The sequence below is a fragment of the Peribacillus sp. Bi96 genome (assembly GCF_918698115.1).
In the GTDB taxonomy this organism is placed as follows: Bacteria; Bacillota; Bacilli; order Bacillales; family DSM-1321; genus Peribacillus.
Map to the genome: position 1 here is coordinate 1 of NZ_CAKKLV010000033.1, position 18153 is coordinate 18153.

21 protein-coding genes and 1 pseudogene are annotated in these 18153 nt (G+C 33.7%); 16 read left to right on the top strand and 6 right to left on the bottom strand.

The features are described 5' to 3' along the window. From LQ203_RS24775 to LQ203_RS24815, 9 genes are all read left to right on the top strand, one after another. On the top strand, window positions 1-90 hold a 90-nt coding region (locus tag LQ203_RS24775), incomplete at its 5' end, for an IS3 family transposase (protein WP_230156708.1). Between the two features lie 237 nt (window positions 91-327). Then, window positions 328-1758 (top strand): IS4 family transposase, encoded by a 1431-nt coding sequence (locus tag LQ203_RS24780; protein ID WP_230162302.1) that lies wholly within the window; start codon window positions 328-330, stop codon window positions 1756-1758. A gap of 292 nt (window positions 1759-2050) precedes the next feature. Then, entirely contained in the window at window positions 2051-2563 is a 513-nt protein-coding gene (locus LQ203_RS24785; RefSeq protein ID WP_230162304.1) for a hypothetical protein, read from the top strand. Window positions 2564-2826: 263 nt separating this feature from the next. Continuing rightward, complete coding sequence (locus LQ203_RS24790; RefSeq protein WP_176432060.1) at window positions 2827-2967, top strand: hypothetical protein; 141 nt, start codon at window positions 2827-2829, stop codon at window positions 2965-2967. Window positions 2968-3170: 203 nt separating this feature from the next. After that, window positions 3171-3620 carry a GNAT family N-acetyltransferase gene (locus tag LQ203_RS24795; protein ID WP_061464994.1) on the top strand — a complete coding sequence of 150 codons (450 nt, stop codon included), beginning with the start codon at window positions 3171-3173 and terminating at the stop codon, window positions 3618-3620. A gap of 139 nt (window positions 3621-3759) precedes the next feature. Next, window positions 3760-4305, top strand: a complete 546-nt coding sequence (locus LQ203_RS24800; protein ID WP_230162306.1) for a hypothetical protein — start codon at window positions 3760-3762, stop codon at window positions 4303-4305. Between the two features lie 414 nt (window positions 4306-4719). Further along, the gene (locus tag LQ203_RS24805) at window positions 4720-5064 is read left to right on the top strand and encodes a YolD-like family protein (RefSeq protein ID WP_230162308.1); all 345 of its coding nucleotides are present in this window, start codon (window positions 4720-4722) and stop codon (window positions 5062-5064) included. Between the two features lie 56 nt (window positions 5065-5120). After that, entirely contained in the window at window positions 5121-5387 is a 267-nt protein-coding gene (locus LQ203_RS24810) for a hypothetical protein (protein WP_230162310.1), read from the top strand. 139 nt (window positions 5388-5526) lie between these two features. Further along, the gene (locus LQ203_RS24815) at window positions 5527-6087 is read left to right on the top strand and encodes a hypothetical protein (RefSeq protein WP_230162312.1); all 561 of its coding nucleotides are present in this window, start codon (window positions 5527-5529) and stop codon (window positions 6085-6087) included. Between the two features lie 318 nt (window positions 6088-6405). Here the strand turns inward: LQ203_RS24815 and LQ203_RS24820 are convergent, their stop codons facing one another. The 5 genes from LQ203_RS24820 to LQ203_RS24840 all read right to left on the bottom strand — a co-directional run bounded on the left by LQ203_RS24820 (window position 6406) and on the right by LQ203_RS24840 (window position 10527). Next, on the bottom strand, window positions 6406-6654 hold the full coding sequence (locus LQ203_RS24820; protein ID WP_230162314.1) for a hypothetical protein: 249 nt from the start codon (window positions 6652-6654) through the stop codon (window positions 6406-6408). Window positions 6655-7010: 356 nt separating this feature from the next. Next, the gene (locus tag LQ203_RS24825) at window positions 7011-8891 is read right to left on the bottom strand and encodes a pLS20_p028 family conjugation system transmembrane protein (protein WP_230162316.1); all 1881 of its coding nucleotides are present in this window, start codon (window positions 8889-8891) and stop codon (window positions 7011-7013) included. 19 nt (window positions 8892-8910) lie between these two features. After that, window positions 8911-9333, bottom strand: a complete 423-nt coding sequence (locus tag LQ203_RS24830) for a hypothetical protein (protein WP_230162318.1) — start codon at window positions 9331-9333, stop codon at window positions 8911-8913. Between the two features lie 22 nt (window positions 9334-9355). Beyond that, window positions 9356-9535, bottom strand: a complete 180-nt coding sequence (locus LQ203_RS24835; RefSeq protein ID WP_201249566.1) for a hypothetical protein — start codon at window positions 9533-9535, stop codon at window positions 9356-9358. Between the two features lie 350 nt (window positions 9536-9885). Further along, on the bottom strand, window positions 9886-10527 hold the full coding sequence (locus LQ203_RS24840; protein ID WP_230162319.1) for a site-specific integrase: 642 nt from the start codon (window positions 10525-10527) through the stop codon (window positions 9886-9888). Between the two features lie 245 nt (window positions 10528-10772). Between LQ203_RS24840 and LQ203_RS24845 the strand changes: the two genes are divergently transcribed. Then, a complete protein-coding gene (locus tag LQ203_RS24845) occupies window positions 10773-10925 on the top strand; it encodes a hypothetical protein (RefSeq protein ID WP_230162322.1) in 153 nt (50 codons plus the stop codon). An 872-nt stretch (window positions 10926-11797) separates the two neighbouring features. Continuing rightward, complete coding sequence (locus LQ203_RS24850; protein ID WP_230162324.1) at window positions 11798-12709, top strand: restriction endonuclease; 912 nt, start codon at window positions 11798-11800, stop codon at window positions 12707-12709. Between the two features lie 90 nt (window positions 12710-12799). On the opposite strand, the gene LQ203_RS24855 is transcribed toward LQ203_RS24850, so the two are convergent. Beyond that, window positions 12800-13036 carry a hypothetical protein gene (locus tag LQ203_RS24855; protein ID WP_230162326.1) on the bottom strand — a complete coding sequence of 79 codons (237 nt, stop codon included), beginning with the start codon at window positions 13034-13036 and terminating at the stop codon, window positions 12800-12802. Between the two features lie 564 nt (window positions 13037-13600). Between LQ203_RS24855 and LQ203_RS24860 the strand changes: the two genes are divergently transcribed. The 5 genes and pseudogenes from LQ203_RS24860 to LQ203_RS24880 all read left to right on the top strand — a co-directional run bounded on the left by LQ203_RS24860 (window position 13601) and on the right by LQ203_RS24880 (window position 17783). Then, the gene (locus tag LQ203_RS24860; protein WP_230162329.1) at window positions 13601-14473 is read left to right on the top strand and encodes a Cof-type HAD-IIB family hydrolase; all 873 of its coding nucleotides are present in this window, start codon (window positions 13601-13603) and stop codon (window positions 14471-14473) included. Between the two features lie 29 nt (window positions 14474-14502). Further along, a pseudogene (locus LQ203_RS24865) lies at window positions 14503-14583 on the top strand (SMR family transporter); the annotation flags it as partial. A 59-nt stretch (window positions 14584-14642) separates the two neighbouring features. Continuing rightward, window positions 14643-15929 carry an MFS transporter gene (locus LQ203_RS24870; protein WP_230162331.1) on the top strand — a complete coding sequence of 429 codons (1287 nt, stop codon included), beginning with the start codon at window positions 14643-14645 and terminating at the stop codon, window positions 15927-15929. Between the two features lie 336 nt (window positions 15930-16265). Next, entirely contained in the window at window positions 16266-16649 is a 384-nt protein-coding gene (locus LQ203_RS24875) for a Rid family detoxifying hydrolase (RefSeq protein ID WP_230162358.1), read from the top strand. 183 nt (window positions 16650-16832) lie between these two features. Beyond that, the gene (locus LQ203_RS24880; protein WP_230162333.1) at window positions 16833-17783 is read left to right on the top strand and encodes a sugar phosphate isomerase/epimerase family protein; all 951 of its coding nucleotides are present in this window, start codon (window positions 16833-16835) and stop codon (window positions 17781-17783) included. Window positions 17784-18153 lie beyond the last annotated feature (370 nt).

An 18153-nucleotide genomic window follows, 5' to 3' on the forward strand; every position in this document is an offset into this window, starting at 1 on the left:
ATCCATTACTACAATCATCAACGAATCAAGGTAAAATTAAAAGGCATGAGCCCGGTAGATTACCGGATTCATGCCCTCAAGGCTGCCTAATTAAATAAAGTGTCTAACTTTTTGGGTTCACTTCAATACCAGGCCTTTTTTTGTTTGTTATCATCTCCTGGCATTGACTAACCTAAAAATGGTCTATTGAGGAGGTTATCAAGTTTAAACAAATTCATCTAGGGGTCCTACCACATGCCCATCAAGCTAAGTTTAAACAATACCTTCAAGAATGAAAAAACGCTATTCTTATTGTAAGAAGTTTACGAGAAAGGATGGTGTTTTTTTATGAATCCTATCATCTCCAGTGAACTGACACTTTTTGCACAAGAATTACAACGTTTTCTATCTCCAATTGTCATACAAGAAACTGCCAAACAGGTGGGCTTTGTACAACGATCTAGTAAGTATCAAGCAAATGGACTTATTGCCCTTTGCGTTTGGCTCTGCCAAGAAGTCGCTAGTACATCACTTACGCAATTATGTAGTCGTTTAGAGGCTTCGACGGGTGTATTAATAAGCCCAGAAGGGCTGAATCAACGCTTTAATCCAGCAGCTGTCGCATTTCTTCGAGAAGTCTTTACTTCTCTGCTCACACAAAAACTCTGTTCAAATCAATCGCTTTCTGCACACATTATCTCTACTTTCAATCGTATCCGTATTTTAGATGCGACAGTTTTTCAACTGCCTGATCATTTCGCCACTGACTATCGAGGTTCTGGTGGGAGTAGTCATACGGCAGGCGTGAAAATCCAATTGGAATATGATTTACTTAGTGGTCAATTTCTTAACGTGCAACTTGGACCAGGAAAGAATAATGATAAAACATACGGTACCATCTGCCTTGAAACCGTAGAGGCAGGCGATTTGTGTTTGCGTGATCTTGGTTACTTCGATTTAGGAGACTTACAAGCCATTCATGATAAAGAGGCTTACTTTATCTCGCGGTTGAAGCTGAATACACGCATTTATATCAAGAACCCTGAGCCCGAATACTTCAACAATGGCACGTTAAAAAAGCAAACCGAATACATCCAGCTTGATATGACACAAATGATGTCTGGTCTACCCCCTGGTGAAACGATAGAAATCCCCGAGGCATACATGGGCCAAAATCAGAAGCTTCCAGCACGTGTCATGATTCATCGTTTAACCGACAACCAAACGCAAACGCGCCTGAAAAACCAAGCGATACGTGAAAAGAAGAAAGGCATTGTCATGAAGGAGAAAAGTAAGCGCTTGATGGGAATGAACGTCTATATCACGAACACATCGCCAGAAGAAGTCCCCACTGATTATGTCCATTCCCTCTATTCCCTGCGTTGGCAGATTGAGATTTTATTTAAAACATGGAAGTCATTCTTTGAAATCGATGAATGCAAAACGATCAAAAAAGAACGCCTAGAGTGCCATTTATATGGACAACTCATTGGCATTCTCCTCTGTTCTTCTACGATGTTTCAAATGCGACAGCTTCTGCTTGAAAAGAAAAAGCAGGAGTTGAGTGAATACAAAGCGATTTATATGATTAAAGATTACTTTCCGTTACTGTTTCAAGCGATAGCAGTTGGCACAGAAGAACTTTTGAACATCCTGCATCGCCTTTATCAGCTGCTAAAAAAGAACGGTCGTAAATGTCATCGGTATAAGAAGATGACCGTATTTGATATTCTAGGGGTCGTGTATGAAACGACGGTGAAGCATAGACAAGCTGCCTAGCGAAAAAATCGCGTTTTAATAGGATTCTTTGGCATGCCTACTATTCCATCACTCGCTAGTTTTGAAACAAGGATCATTTCATATCTAGTCATTTACGTTGTTAGCTTGATGGGCATGTGTCTGTACCCCAATATGCAGGGAAAACAATAAGCTTTTTTGTTAATGATCGGGCGCTTATCCGAAATAAGGGTAAGCATCGTCCTTGTAGAAAAAAAAAGATTGAGTTAGATTGCTTATTTTGAAATAATTGGTATTAAGTAATCGGGCAGTTTTCTAGAATAAGGAGGACTTGATGAAGAAGAAGGTTGAAAAGAAACTATTTAACTTAATGTTTGGTGAATTTTCAGCGTTAATAATGTTTGCTTTTATTTGGGTTATATATATCTATATATTGGATAAATTTGATCATTATTTAACTTCTATGCAAAATATTTATGCATTTATTTTGCTCGAATTTATTCTTTTACAAGGTAGTATCTATTGGTACTTAAAATGGAGAAAGGTCAAGGATAACAAAAGTTACAATTTATCCGATAGCCAATTATATATTTTCCTGTGGTTAAGAAGAATCAATGTCTTTTTATTATGTTTAGGATTTATTATATTCTTGAAAAATACTAATTACTCTCCAATTAATTTTAACGGGTTTTATTTGTTTTTGTATTGCTTTGCATTAATAGAATACATTAACTATTATCATCTTCGCCTTTCCTATCAAACTCCACAAGAGATAAAAGAATTTTTACGACAAAAAGGATTAAGGCGTTCCATTTTAGCAAGAGAACTGAGTAATATAGGTAAATGAAAAATTCTATATAATGGGGCGATTTTTGAAAAGCTATCTAATATGCTTATTCAAGCAAGTAATTCCAGAAAAGGGCGCGATTCTTTAATAAGAATCGCTTTTCTTAATGAACTAACAGGTGCTTTACTTCATTATCAGGAGCTGATTAGCAGCTCCTTTTCTTATGGAACTATCCGGGCAGGTTAGTTGCATAACAGATCTGGAAAATATAGGTTAGTAAAGTTATACTTTTAAACATAAACTGAATTCAATGGAGGATAAATATGGAATTATTTGTTGGGATAATAGCTCTTGTACTTATTGTATTTTTTTCTTCAAGTATTATTGAAAAAAGATTAAAGAATATAGAAAAACAAAACAATCGTGTAATAGAAATTTTAGAAGAAATTAGAGATAAGAAATAAACGTTCTTTAACTAGCAGTTTTCTATTATGGAACTAACGGGGCAGGTTATTTCTATAAGGGAAATGGTCTTTTGGTAAAATCAATAAGGAAAGGGAACTTTTACCTTTTTTGTTTAGTTTAATAAGAATCAATGGTAAAATGATGAGAATTAATTATGCTATGGGGCTGGTCAGTTGTAATTTTATAAAGGAGTTGTGAGAAGTTGAAATATCGTAAAGCAAATATCGATGATATTGATAAATTGGTCGAGTTAAGAAAAAAGCAATTAGTTGATGAGGGGATAGAACCTAATATAGATATTGATAGAGAACTATATGTTTTCTTTAAAAATAAACTAAGTGATGGTACTTTAATTCAATGGCTAGTGGAAGATAATGAAGAAATTATAGCTTGTGGTGCAGTAATTTTTTATGAATTTCCACCTTGTTACACCAATAAGACTGGAAAAAAGGCTTATATCACAAATATGTATACTAATGAAAATTATCGTGGGCAAGGAATCGCAACAAAGCTGTTAACTAAATTAGTTGATGAAGTTAAGATTTCAGGTATTTCAAAAATATGGCTTGGGGCTTCAAAAATGGGTAGACCAGTGTATAAGAAGTTTGGTTTTATGGAAACTGATGAATTTCTAGAATTAAATATTTTTTAATAATTTGTGAAGTATAACACTTAAACTAACGGGTGCGTTAGCTGAAGATCGGAGCTGTCTTTAAGGCAGCTTTTTATTTATGCAACTAAAGGGACTTGTTAGTATAGCTATAAAATTTATTAAAGATTGGAGTTTAATGATGTTTAAAATAAGTACATTTTTAGTTGAAATTAGTGAAGGTGAAGAGAGTTATATATCCTTAGATGATTCCTTTAAATTAAGAGAAATCTTTGAACATCGAAAATTTACTCCGGAGCATATTCAAATGCATATTAAGATTCAGTATAATGATCAAATTGTTGTAGGAAATGATATTCCTAGTGGGTTAGATTTATGGACTGATTATATAGTTGGTATAGAGCAATATTTAGACGGTGAGAGCGTTGAAAAACCTTATGGTATCGATCCATATCTTATGAAGTTACTTTCAATAAACAGCAGTTTATTGGAGTTTTCTATAGTGGGGGATTGGGAACCTGTTGAGGTGTTTGCACAAGCTATATTACCTAAAAGAGAATTCTTAGAGGCCATTTTAGATGGAGCAACACACTTTTGGACTACATTGAATGATTTCAAGGTGTTTAAGGAAAAAAATACAAAGAACACAACGCCTAAAGAATATCCAAAATTAATAATTGAAGAAATTGAAGAACTAAGGAAAAAGGTAAAAACCTTGTTGAACTAACGGGTGCGTAGTTCTATAAGGATCACAAAAATAATCAATCTTTTTATAAAGTAATCAAGAAGATTAAAAATATATGTTGTTCGAAAAAGGGGAGGGTGTAGATATTGCCTTCCCCTTTGTGTTTACAGATAAATTTTTATGACTGTATTGTTTATAATGTACTCGATTTTGTATCTCAAAACAGTTTAGTGATTGAATTGGTGCGGTTTTGAGTGGATTAATAACTCTATGTACTCAAATTCATGTCCCCAATGTACTTATCTTTGTGTCTTCGTACATTACATTTCGAATTTGTGTAATTGTACAATTGTGTTATGTAATCATTAAATACTCTAGGGTGGAATAGCCATTTTTTTCTACCTCCCATAAGAACACTAGTTCGTATATAATAAATGAAAAGGAGGTATCTTTCTAATGGGTACAATTCGTGATAGAGGAATCATTAAATGGCAAGCAGCATTGATGTTACCAGAACATAAAGCATTAAATAAAAAAAAGGATAAGGACGATTATTTCTTAAATAAAAAACCTATCCTTGATGAATACCAGGTTGAAGAGTTTGAAAACAACATTCATTATGCAATGGAATATCATTTACCGATAAGCTTTAGATTGCATAACGAGGGAAATCCAATTGAACTGCATGGATACTGTGTGTATATTGATCCTGTCACGAAAGAGTTAAGTATTCAGAAGAAAGATAGTTCCTTCGAGAAAATTAAATTTAATGAAATTATTAGTGTGATCGTTGAGGATTAAAAAAAGTCCATTTTAAATTCAGGAAGGAAAAGCCACAGAGATCTAGGAGTATACAAATGGAAATTCAGATTGAGGTTCAATTGTTTGCGAACGGTGCTAAGTTCTTACAGTCTGGTAGTTGTTCAGTAATAACAACTGACTTTAAAAAAGAACCGGAATGGACTGCTGCTGTATCAGCTTATGAGTGGATACAAAAGATAAAAAGCTCTGTTCGCTATCCAGGCGACTTTCAAATTGTTAGTGTTGTTTACAACGGAGAAAATGCCATTACGGATTTAGTAAGAAAGGTACGCCCTATAATAAAAGATGATTTACCTTTTTAAAATTAATCAATTAATATTTTGGACTGGACAACTCTTAAACCAAAGAATTAAGAGGGCTTTTTTATTTGTTTGTATTCATTTCCATTGTTTTTTTTACATGCGATAATAAAGAAAAAAAGCTAATTTTCGGGGGAAAGATATGTTCTTAATAGGAGCAGCAGTTCAAAGTACAGGGTTACCACCCAGTTTTTATGGTTCATTAATCGGTTCATTTATATCAGGTTCGGTAGCAGTAGGAATATTGATTTACAACAACTGGCAAAAAAACAAGGAATTTAATTTTCGTTGCTACGGTACAATGAAAGTTATTAATGATCGATTGATTCAACTATCTGAGGCGGAAGATATGACAGTGGAGGTTTTAAGAAGCGTGCTCGCATACGAAGAAATAGGCGAAGAACTTTTAAACCTTCTTACAGCTAGCAAAGGTTTTTTCGAAAAAAGTCATTCATTTTTAGAAAAAGAGAGAGCAAATATCCCTTATGACTTTACAAGCAGGTACTTCACAATCACAAGTGCCATCAACTCGGTCATTGTTGGATATGATGTACTCATGGAGGAACCTAGCAATCTTAAAAAATTTAAACCTCTTATTGATGATTTGGAGTATTGTAACAAATTGATAAAAGAATTTAACAAGAATACTACTCAATACCTGAGAAACGTGGAAAAGAAATATAAAATACAAGATTTTTATTAATTAGGGGGGGGTTAATAAAAGACCAAAATTATCTGTGCATGTTTTTAATCCCTGCAACCGAAGACTGGAATACTTGGAAAACGTCTCTTATGATTTATGATGAAAATGGAGTAGAAAATAAAACTAAAAAGAAGACGTTATTTTTTAAAAGATTACATTTTAATATCGATTAGCACTTAGAAGAAAAAAGGAAGAGGGAAAATCCTTCCTTTTTAATTATGAATTTCAATATTCTATTTATTATTCCTTGAATTTATTTGCTCTTTTCCATTTTGAATTTAACAAAAATTCTTCAAGAAAATATATCAAATGGTTTGTTTATTCCTCCATGAGTTCGTACATTAAATTCTCAAGCCTTTCAACAGCTTCTGTCATTTTTTCCATGACTATAATGTTTTTTGAAATAATCATTTCATTTCGCATGTCTTTTTCATTTTGTTCCTTTTCATATGCTGATTTTTCAATGACAGCTTTTAAAAGTTCTTGTCTCGAAATAGATTTTTTCTTTGCCATTTCATCAAATTTTTTTACTGCAATTGGGTCTATGTTTCTTAAAAAAATATCCATTGGTCAACTCTCCTTTTGAGTAGAATACAAAATTCGAATTTTAAGGCTATTGAGTGAGAAAGAGCATAAGGAAAAACTGATATCACCAAGGGTGATATCCTAGGCAAAGCCTAGTGTTTTATATGATATCGTTAATCTCTTTCAGGTGGGCTGACGTGGGGCTCATGAATAATATAGGTGGGCTGACATGGGTCTTACATTATTATTAAAAAAGCAAGTATTTAGTGATATCACTAAATGCTAATCAATGTCCCCTTTAAGTCCCCTTATTTTCGACCAATGTCCCCTTCAAGTCCCCCTTTTGTTGGTTGTTATTTAAAAAAAGAGAAGGGAACCTTCTCTTTAATTTTCCTTTTTTACTGTTTTTTTCGACGATACTTAGCGATGTTGTTTCTTACACTTTCTCCTGTATTTTGACCAATTTGATAGGTCCGTTTAACCGTTTTTACTGATTGACTGTTTTGCACATTATCAGCAATTAGGCTTCCAACATGACGAGTTTCTCGGTCAGTTCCTTTTTCTTGTAGTGGTGTTTCCTTATTAGGCTCTGCTTGCATTTCAGATGAAACCGAAGGAAAATTTGATTGTGAAAAGGAAGGTGATGATGGACTGGGACTGTCATAGTCACTTGATATTTTCTCGTTTTTTTGTACATCGCCATTGTTCATTTGGCTTGGTGATTCAGATGAGATGAAGTGTGGACTGTTTACAGCTGCACTCCGTTTTCCATTACTGGAGACACCATTTAGAGCCATTTGATCATGCAACCCTATTACTTTCCCTTTTCCTGTTTGTCCTTTTTCTTGTTGTTGTTGTGCCATTTCTTGTTCAATTGAGGAAGCTACTTCTTGCGTCCCAGTTTCAATTTCTCTGGGATCTTCCGAACCATTTGGACTTTGTTTTTCTTGATTTTGATCTTGTGCCTTTAAATCTACAGAATGACCACTTTTAGAACCATTCGAAACCGGTTGTGTGGGAAGGTCAGTTCCTTTTGCTCTTAAGCCTTGTGCCATTCCAGCAACTCCTGCAATACCACTTACACCCTTCAATGCGGCTGATTTACCTTCACTTGATAATCCTTTCAGAGTATTTGCAGTTCCTTTTGTTGCTCCGGTTACGCCTTTTGCAACAGCATAACCACCGGCTACGGCTCCCCAGCTAGATTTCAGTCCTCCATCAATTCCAAATAACCGTTCAACGATATTGGGACCGTCAATTACAGCAAGAGAGAAAGCAAATAAAGCAATTAAATAGGCGACACCATCCAATTTATCGGTAATAAACTCTGTACCAATCAGATAAATCTTCATTGAAAGGAAAATCATAATTGTCACTAGAAAAGTATTTAGGATACTTTGAAGGATTTGCTTTGTCTTTTGCCCTGAATGAATATCAGCAGGGGCTATAATGATTGCTAATATATAATTGAATGTTAATTCAAAGAACAGTTTTGCTAGTTTTATAGCGATTGTCAGCATCGTAAAAGCTGTTATACCTAAAGTGATTGCAATTGTCCAAAAGTTCCAGTCCCAACGGTAATATTTTTCTTTAAAGGTAGTAAAGAAACCATTATCTAATTTAACTTTCTTGGCATTACCAAGATCGTCATACTCCAAACGATGAGAGTAAACCTCACGCCCTGTATCTGTCATTTTTTTCCCTGCAAGTTCAAAATCTTTATCAATAGATTGTGTGATATTAATTTTGAAAATTCGATCTTTTGGAATTCGGTTTGGATGTTTAAGTTCAGTTGTATTCCAACCCGTTACGTCAAATTGAGCAAGGTCAGTCATATTTTCTTTAATAACTTTTTGACTAATTGAACCTTCTTCAACAACATCAAGAGCATCAATAGCTTTATCTGTGAATTGATTTGCCTTATCCATACCTTCTTGTATCAAAGCGAAAAAAAACATTATCATAAACACATTCACTATAATGGCTTCACGATCCAACTTTTTTTGAAAAATGAGCTGATATCCTGTGTAGAGAAGCGAAAACCCCATCAATATCACAGAAAGGGGAATAAGAAATTCTACAAAAGTGGTAATTTCAACACTGTCGTAAAACATTTTTAATCCCAGGATTGAATCCGTTATGTTCGATAGGGAATCAACAAGCCATGCAAGCCCCTTAATAATGACCCATCCTATCCAACGGAGCATATAACTGATCGGATTGGTTACTTCGAGAAAATCAGAGAATTTATCAAGTATCTTTGCTACTTCTTCATCCATGCAATCTCCCCCTAGTTACCTATTTCAAATATTCCTGCTGCACACTTTGAACAAATGTTGCTACTTCCAAATAAATATCATCTTCTGAGAGATCGATAAAATCTAGTTTCTTTTTTACTTCACCATCTTGATAAAAAGCAAATGTTAACGAATTTTGTTTTAGGCCAAGTTTTGAAGTATCTTCCTTAGCATAATAAATATTTAAATCAATGTTTTTTGCTTTAGCTACACGTTCAATTTCCTTAATTTTAAAATCTTCTTCTTCTTTTCTACTCTCAAATGGTGACCTTACATATAAAAAGCCTGTTTTAAACTTCTTAGCTTCCTCTAGACTCAATTCAGTTGTTTTACCATTTCCTTTTACACCATCACTCCCACAAGCTGAAGCATTCAATACAAGGAATAAAACAAGACACCCATTAAGAATCTTTTGAAAGTTCATTTATAAAATCTCCTCTCAATTTTTATAATAAAATTGCACCTTTCACAGTTTTGCAGGGAGATTTATAGACATAGAAAATCATATCTTCTGTTCCTTCTAAAATGAAAGCCTCAGTTAAAATGCCATCTTTTTCTTCAAACTCATTTATATGTTTCTTTAATAATGCAGTTTGAATTCGATTTAAGGATTTTTTCATTTTCATGATAATTTTTTCTCCTTCCGGTAAATATAGGATTAGGTTTATGCTTCCTCTTGTAATAGGGGGGGCTTTTTCAGGTTCTTCATATCAGTTATAATATAATTGAAAATGCTCACCTATTTGCTCACCTGACATTGAAATATCATGACACTAAGTGAAGTTATTTTAGGTGGCTTTGACCAAATGTGTTGATATTATTACTTTATTACTGGCTATTAAATTATGAATTGAATGGGCGGCATGATGTAATCATCGCCTAGAACCCTTGGTATATAGGGGTTTGTAAGGTGGAGATTAGTGAAATGCTAACTTTTTGCTAACTTTCAGTTTTTAAACAACTTTACTTCAACCAATTAGAGGAGACCTTTCGTAAGTTCACTGAACTTATGGGAGGTCTTTTCTTCGATATTTTTTGTCATATGAGCGTAAATGTTCATCGTCGTGTTTATATCTGAATGCCCTAATCTTTCTTGAATCTCTTTTACGCCTGCCCCAGCTTCAATGAGAAGGGATGTATGAGTATGTCTAAAGCTGTGGGGGGTAATATGCTTGTCTACATCCAAATGCCTAATTAAACGCTGTAAACGCAATACCATTTGCTTCATAACCCTTGGATGCCCGATGTTTTCAGCAAAAATGAAATCTTGATCCGCATATACCAACCGTTGTTTCATTTTCAATTCCATCTGCTCACGCTTGTGTGTTTTGAATAAGGCGACAAGTCCATCGTCAATTATGATTGTGCGAATTGACTTTTTTGTTTTTGGAGTTAGGAGTTGATAACCTGTACTTTTGTTATTCAGATTATAGTATGTTTTGGTAATTCTTATAGTTTTCTTAGTAAGGTCCAGGTCTGTCCATTTTAATGCTAACATTTCGCCTAAGCGCATACCGGTATATGCCAAAGTAGCAAAACATAGATAGTATAGATTTAATCCTTGTTCTTTTGTGATACGTAGAAAGGTTTTCAGTTCATTTAACTCAAGAAACTTCACTAAAGGCGATATCGAGCAATTAAAAAACAATCCAAATACAATGTACAGAGCTATAACTCTTTCTGCAAAATACGATGAATTGATTAAGAAATTAGAGTATTTACAAGAAGAAGTTAAAGAAGTAAATTCTCAGGAATAACCCTTCCACTTTTTTCTTATAGTAATGCTTTTTAGATTTTTTGTGTCAACATCTTGGATAGAAAAGAAGACTTGACTAAAATCATCAATAAAAGGGAGTTGTTCGTATGAAATATAGTCATTATCAAGAAAAGTCGATTAGTAAAAAATACGGTTCAATTGTACATAGACTTTTGAAAGATAAACATATGGAAATGCAAACCGAATTACATTCTGCACAAAATAAAAAATACGTCATACATGTGGAAGAAATATTTTGATACCTTTAGATGAACGATTTTTTATACTTAAAGTAGTTCTTATTGTAATTGCTGTATTGGTTGCCATTCCTGCCAAATGGATTCGTAAATGGTTCTGGAAGGACTAAAAATTTTTCGCATCAGTTTATTGCATATAACATATGACATGTTTTAAAGATTGTTGTCGAACGTAGTGAAGACAATGGCGAAGCCATAGGTAATGTAATTCATAGTTAAATAAACATAAGTCTGCCCTGGTAGGTCAGATGCGGTTTATATGCAATTGCGTAATAAGTAGTTGAAAATTCAAAATTAAAAATGCTGCAAGATAAAAATTTTTTTCTCCATTTGTAGATTTAAAATAAAGTTTGAATTTTATATCAACGTCAGATTATTTATAAGAAGATTAATTAAAAATCCTGATTATTCTCAAGGAGTTATTTTATTTTAGAAAAATACCTTGCCACATTTCACTATATCATACACAAAATATTTCAGTTATAAGCACGAATAAAAATGGTTATTGTTTCAAGCGTGTTATATTAGTTAATCTGTCTTAAAAAATCACATTTCACTAACATTTATTTTGAATTTCCGATTTTGAGGATGTTTCCGAAAGTCTGATGGACTTTTTTGTGAAGCATCCTCTTTCATTGATATACGAGAAGAACATAAGCGTTTGTTACATCTACTTATTCGTCAATTACTATTGGTGAAGATCGTAAAATTGAAAGCAAACAATTAAAATTAAATAATGAGGTAATCCAAGAACTACAATAAGGAGTAAGAGATTTGTCTATGGATGAGTCTGCTGCTCCTTTTTCTATTTATTAGGAATTTTAAAACCAATTTTTGTTATATTGGAAGTAGGATAATAATAAGGGGATGAACGTATGGCAGTACCAGGATATCAAGACTTTATGTACCCGTTTTTGAAGCAGTTGGAAAATAGGCAAGAGTATCGATTACAAGATTTATATACGATTCTAGCAAGGTACTTCAATTTAAGTGAAGAAGATATTGCTGAGACTCTTCCTAGCGGCAAACAAACCTTATTGGTTAACCGGGTAGGTTGGGCGAGGACATATCTAAATAAAGCAGGATTGATAAATGTTGTAAGAAGAGCTGTTTTTCAAATAACAGATGAAGGGTTAAGAGTATTTAATGATTCGAGTATAACTAAGATCGATCGAAAATTTTTAACTAAATATGTAAGTTTTAATGAATTTATTAATAAAATGTCTAAAGAAAAAACTGGTTCAGATATTGAAGGTACAGAAGAGAAGACACCTTTAGAACTAATGGGTGAGAACTTTAATATATTAAAGAGTGAAACTCAAGATTTACTTTTAGAAAAAATACTTAGTTGTTCACCAGGCTTTTTCGAGAGATTGATTGTTGAATTGATGGTATCTATGGGCTATGGAGGGTCTGTGAAAGATGCGGGAAGAGCTATTGGGAAATCTGGGGATGAAGGTATAGACGGTATTATAAAGGAAGATGTTTTAGGGCTAGATATGATATATCTACAAGCTAAGAGATGGAAGAAAGAATCTACTGTATCTAGACCAGATATTCAAACCTTTGTAGGTAGCCTTATAGGTAAACAAGCATCAAAAGGTATTTTTATTACTACTGCCAAGTTTTCACAAGGTGCAATTGAATATGCTAGTTCTATTGATAAGCGAGTAATACTGATTGATGGCCAACAGCTAACTGATTTAATGTTTAAATATAATGTTGGGGTTAGTGATGAAGAAGTTTTTGTTACAAAAAAAATTGATTTGGATTTCTTTGAAGAATAAAAATCTCTACTTGATATATATACACTTTATGGAATCCCTAACAGTAAAGTAAATATAAAATGAGGCAGATAGTGTTATTAATGAAAAATCTTAGCGACTGATCAGTAGTGGAACTGATAGAGCTCTTCGGAGGTTTTCCGTTTTCGGTATTGAAAAATCTATTAGTTTACACCATTTATTTAAACCTTCCTTTGATAGTTTTGATTTTGTTAAATCAAGTACATCAATATTTTCACTTAAAGTAGTAGATTTAAATTCTCCTGGTATTTGACTTGCAAAATATCCTGTCGATATTATTTTTTTTGCTATTCCTTTTTCAGCTGTCATATAGTCACATCCATAATTTTATTATAGCCAGAAAATTTCTTTTACTATTTCATCCCCTGAACTTTTTTACAATTAATAATATTTTGTTTTTCTCCCTGAACTGCCCCGTAAATGTTAGATTGGTGTCTAACATTTACGGGGCAGTTCAAGTTTGTCTACAGTCTGTTTCTCTTGTTTTAAGAGAGTTTTTTGCATAAGTGTTATTTAGCTAACCAGGAGCTTTGTTTAATGACGAACTGAAAAGAGTGATATGTTTGAATAAAAAACTTTTCACTTTATCTTTAATAGATTTGCCTTTACTTTCCCCTCTTTACGGTCAGCTGTTGAGGCTTTTTTCTAGTTGATAATGAAAATAAGAGCAGGTGAATTGGACAAATTAAGACCTGATTTACAAAATCTTAACATTGGATTAATGTGGGGTTTATATTGGGTTATTATGATTGAACCGTAATAAACAGTAATGAACATTAATAAATCCACATTAAGATTGGATTTTTATTGAGAGCAGGTATCAAAGCTAGAAAGAGAATTTAATAGATAGAATAAGAAAAGGGGCTATATAGCATGAGTTTCATCGCGATAGATTTAGACGGAACATTATTAAACGACCAGAATGAAATTAGTGAAGATAATATAAAGGCGATTCAATATGCCCAAGATAGAGGCTTTGAAGTAGTTATTTCAACAGGACGGGCATATTTTGATGTTCAAACAATTTGTGAAAAAGCCGGGATTTCCCCATTTGTAATCGGGACAAATGGTGCAACCACTCATTCCAAAAGCGGAAAGTGCATTTCTTCTATTACGATAACTAAAGATCGTGTCGAATCTATTCTCCAATGGTTAGATGAACAGAATTATTATTACGAAGTGTTTACTGATAAAGCCATTTATACTCTTAAAAAGGGAAGAGAACATTTCCATAATGAGATTAAAAGGTTGAAAAGCGCCGATTTGAATACAGATATGAAAGAATTAATTGAAGTAGCGGAAAGGCAATTTGACCAGTTTGGATATGTTTTAGTCGAAAACTATCATGATATTTTAAAACAGGAGGAAGAATTCTATAACATATTAGCATGTTCTTTTGATAAAAAGAAATTAGAGGAAGCATGGAACCAATTCAAACAGTTTGATGAGTTGATGGTTGTTTCATCTGCTGATCACAACATTGAAATGACTAGTAAAAGAGCTTCAAAAGGAATGGCCCTTGAAAAATTGGCTTTTTTGATGAATGGCTCCTTAGATCAGGCTATGGCAATCGGGGACAGCAACAATGATTTATCCATGTTCGAGAAAGTTGGATACAGCGTAGCAATGGGAAATGCGAAAGATGTCATAAAAGCTGTTTGTACAACGACAACCCTTAAAAATGATGAAAATGGGGTAGCTTATGCGATTTATCGATATTTGGAGAACTTCGTGGTTCAAAAATAAGTGTCAATGCCGAAGGAGAGAGCGATAAAATGGCATGGATATATAACATTATGGCAGGACTTTTGGAAATCGTCTGGGTGATCGGTCTTAAATATTCTCACGGATTCACCAATTTTGAGTTTTAACGAATACCGCTAATTACTTTCATATTTATGAGGGGGGATTGTTTATGGCAGTAGCACAGAAGCAGGTCAATAAATGGTTTACCTTATGTATCTTAATTTTGGGAGGAGGAACAATATTTAAATTATCATCCTTAAAAGATGCATTTTACGTTCCGATGCAAAAATATTTTCACCTTTCACATACCCAAATAGGTTTGGCATTATCTGTATATGCTATTATACAAATGTTTGGTTATGTAGTCTCCATTTATATCACTGATAGATTTTCTAAAAGGAAGTTAATTCCGATTGGATTGATTGGTGTAGGTGCAACTGGGATTTATTTATCTACTATACCAAGTTATTATGGAATTTTAGCTTCTTGGGGAGTAATGGCTTTATTTACAGAGATTACTTTTTGGCCAGTATTGATAAAAACCGTTAAATTGCTTGGAGACTCCGACGAACAAGGCAGGATGTTTGGATTTCTTGAAGCTGGCCGTGGTGTTGTAGATACAATCGTTGCATTCTCTGCTCTAGGTATATTTATTTGGTTAGGATCTGAGTCACTAGGTTTCAGAGCCGCAATTTTATTCTTTGCCTTGATTACAATTATTGTTGGTATTATTAGTTATTTCTTTATAGAGGACGATATTATTGAAACGTATGATAAGGGTGGAGAAGAAATTAGTAAAAGTAGAGTAGCTTTGAAAGGTGCGATTCAAGCAATTAAAACTCCCATACTGTGGTTTTCCTCATTTACAATATTTTGCGTTTATACGGTTTACGCAGGTTTAACTTACTTTATTCCGTTCTTGGAAGAAATTTATGGAATGCCTGTAGCATTATTAGGTGTATATGGGATTATAAACCAATACGGATTAAAAATGATAGGCGGCCCCATCGGTGGATTCTTAGTTGATAAAAAATTTAAATCAGCGACAAAATACCTTAGATTTACATTTCTCTTATCCATTATTGCAATGATAATTTTTATTATGCTTCCACATGGCAAAATGAATATTTATATAGGAATAATTGCGACACTTGGCTTCGGATCGATTGTATTTACTCAACGGGCTGTGTTTTTTGCCCCATTAGATGAAATTGATATTCCAAAAGAAATAAGCGGTGCTGCCGTATCATTAGCTTGTTTAGTTGGTTATGCTCCTTCAATTTTCGCCTTTGCCATGTATGGTAATATTCTGGATCACAATCCTGGAATTACTGGATATAGATATGTATTTTTGATTATGATTGCATTTGCAGCTATAGGTTTTATTATAAGTAACTATTCAGTTAAAATTTTAAAAAAGAAAAAACAAACTAACCGATATTTGGAAGATAATTAAATGAATGCTTAATTTTTTATCGATATATATAAAACAGCTGAATTAGGATTAGACGGAGTCATACTTTACAAAGAATAATTTTAGAAATGTGTCATCCATATGTTTCTACTTTTAAACGACCTAAAGGTTCGGGGGGAGTAAGCGAAGTAAGGAAAGGATCATTTAAGATGTAAAAATCGTATTTCAATCAAAAACTGATTGATCCTTTAACAACATACTATCCAAGTGATGATCTTTTAGAACAAATGTTATTGGCCCAAGATAATGAAATTAAAGAATCTGTACAAACGGTCAAAAAGTTACGAGAAAAATATTGTAGATAAAAAGGAGATTTTTATTATGAAAGAAGCAGTTTTAACAAGTAATGCGCCACAACCTATTGGTCCATATTCCCAAGCGGTATTATCAAAAGGGGTTCTCTATATTTCGGGGCAACTCCCTTTAAATCCTAATACTAATAAATTAGCTATAGGCATTGAAGACCAAGCAAGACAATGTTTAGAAAATTTAAAGCACATTTTAATAGAAAAAGGTCTAGAAATGAATTCAGTTTTGAAAACAACTATATTTGTGACTGATTTATCAGATTTTCAAACTGTAAATGAAATTTATGCGGAATATTTTTCGAAGCCTTTTCCAGCTAGGAGTACCATTCAGGTAGCAGAATTACCTATGAATGCAATGATTGAAATTGAATTGATGGCCGAGGTAAAAAGGTGACCAATTATTCTTTTTTTGGGAGAATGTGTTTCGTCGTTTAGTTGCTGGTTCTTCCCTAATTTAAGAGAACTTTCGTAAGCAAAGTCGTTGAGGGGAAATTAATTACAAATAAAAATAGAAGTCGAACAAAATTTAGTTTAATTTCTTCTCGGCACAATAAATTAACATAGAGGTGGGTAAAACATGAAAATTGGATTAGAGACAGAAAGCTTTCACTTGCAGTTTATTACAGGTCGAATGGATATTTTCGGTTTTATCAGAAAAACAGCCGAATTGGGATTAGATGGAGTCATGATCAATATTGTTCCATGGCCAGGGTTACCAGGAATTGGTACATTAGAATCATTTGAACCGGAATACTTAGACAAGGTGAAAAAAGAAATTCAAAAGTATGGATTTTTCGCTGAAATCGATACAAATGGAACCGATCCGAAACATCTAACTGAGGTCATTGAGGCCGCGCATAGAATTGGAGCGGATGTCATTCGTACGTATACCTGCATGGGAGAATATGATCCAGACAGATTGAGAAGAGCTCCTGAAGATATTAAACAAATTGTACCATTATTAAAGAAATATAGAATCAAGCTTGCTGTTGAAAATCACGAGGAAGAGTTAACGGATGAAGTGATTCAAATCATTAAGGAAGTCAACAGCCCTTGGGTTGGTGCTCATTGTGATTTCGGGAATGCAATGATGGCATGGGAGGACCCGGTTGAAGCTGTAAGAAAATTAGCACCATATGCCTTTACAACTCATTTTAAGGATCATATTATCGTCCATGATGGCGAAGATTACAGGGTATGTGGCGTACCTGCTGGGACTGGTAATATCGATTTGGAAGAATGTTATAAAATATTGATTGAGAATTCATTGTTGACTAGAATCAACGTTGAAATGTGCTTCCCGTATGCCATCCATTTTAAGAGAGAGCCTGGTACAGGAGGAGTCTTCGCAGTAGGCGAAGGAGCATTTAAGGTGGGACACCCTCCTTATGATTTAAATGTAATTAAACCATTGGATTACTATTATCCGCCAGCAGAACTTCTAGAACAAATGATTGAGGATCAAGAAAAAGGTGCAGAACAATCAGTTAGGTATGCTCTTGCATTAAGGGATAAATACTGCCGCTAAATAATAAAAAGGGAGTGGTTCTTTCGAGAATCTCCCTATTTCTTTTGCAGAAGGGCGTATCAGCTGTTTCGTTAACGAAACTGTTGTTTTCTCAAATGGAATCAAATCACGCAATAGGCCTGACCATATCCTTTCAGGAAAAACACACGTTTAGGCATAATTTAGACATAAACAAGCTTAAAACAATATTAGGTATTGATATTTGTAATGCTTTTTCAATTAAAGGGCGCGTTTGTGTAATAAGCTCAATAGCTTCTTGCTAACGATCCGTTAATTAGAAAAAAAGCCTAGGCACAAAAAAGGTGCCGAATGGGTGCCGAAAACGATATTACTTTATATTGTTGAGTGAATATTTTAGTGGAGAACAAAT

Coding starts and splice junctions, on each gene's coding strand:
- LQ203_RS24845 (WP_230162322.1), top strand. CDS start 10,773: ATGAAATATAGTCATTATCAAGAAAAGTCGATTAGTAAAAAATACGGT.
- LQ203_RS24780 (WP_230162302.1), top strand. CDS start 328: ATGAATCCTATCATCTCCAGTGAACTGACACTTTTTGCACAAGAATTA.
- LQ203_RS24850 (WP_230162324.1), top strand. CDS start 11,798: ATGGCAGTACCAGGATATCAAGACTTTATGTACCCGTTTTTGAAGCAG.
- LQ203_RS24820 (WP_230162314.1), bottom strand. CDS start 6,654: ATGGATATTTTTTTAAGAAACATAGACCCAATTGCAGTAAAAAAATTT.
- LQ203_RS24810 (WP_230162310.1), top strand. CDS start 5,121: ATGGAAATTCAGATTGAGGTTCAATTGTTTGCGAACGGTGCTAAGTTC.
- LQ203_RS24825 (WP_230162316.1), bottom strand. CDS start 8,891: ATGGATGAAGAAGTAGCAAAGATACTTGATAAATTCTCTGATTTTCTC.
- LQ203_RS24785 (WP_230162304.1), top strand. CDS start 2,051: ATGAAGAAGAAGGTTGAAAAGAAACTATTTAACTTAATGTTTGGTGAA.
- LQ203_RS24835 (WP_201249566.1), bottom strand. CDS start 9,535: ATGAAAATGAAAAAATCCTTAAATCGAATTCAAACTGCATTATTAAAG.
- LQ203_RS24880 (WP_230162333.1), top strand. CDS start 16,833: ATGAAAATTGGATTAGAGACAGAAAGCTTTCACTTGCAGTTTATTACA.
- LQ203_RS24800 (WP_230162306.1), top strand. CDS start 3,760: ATGTTTAAAATAAGTACATTTTTAGTTGAAATTAGTGAAGGTGAAGAG.
- LQ203_RS24830 (WP_230162318.1), bottom strand. CDS start 9,333: ATGAACTTTCAAAAGATTCTTAATGGGTGTCTTGTTTTATTCCTTGTA.
- LQ203_RS24790 (WP_176432060.1), top strand. CDS start 2,827: ATGGAATTATTTGTTGGGATAATAGCTCTTGTACTTATTGTATTTTTT.
- LQ203_RS24815 (WP_230162312.1), top strand. CDS start 5,527: ATGTTCTTAATAGGAGCAGCAGTTCAAAGTACAGGGTTACCACCCAGT.
- LQ203_RS24855 (WP_230162326.1), bottom strand. CDS start 13,036: ATGACAGCTGAAAAAGGAATAGCAAAAAAAATAATATCGACAGGATAT.
- LQ203_RS24805 (WP_230162308.1), top strand. CDS start 4,720: ATGGGTACAATTCGTGATAGAGGAATCATTAAATGGCAAGCAGCATTG.
- LQ203_RS24870 (WP_230162331.1), top strand. CDS start 14,643: ATGGCAGTAGCACAGAAGCAGGTCAATAAATGGTTTACCTTATGTATC.
- LQ203_RS24860 (WP_230162329.1), top strand. CDS start 13,601: ATGAGTTTCATCGCGATAGATTTAGACGGAACATTATTAAACGACCAG.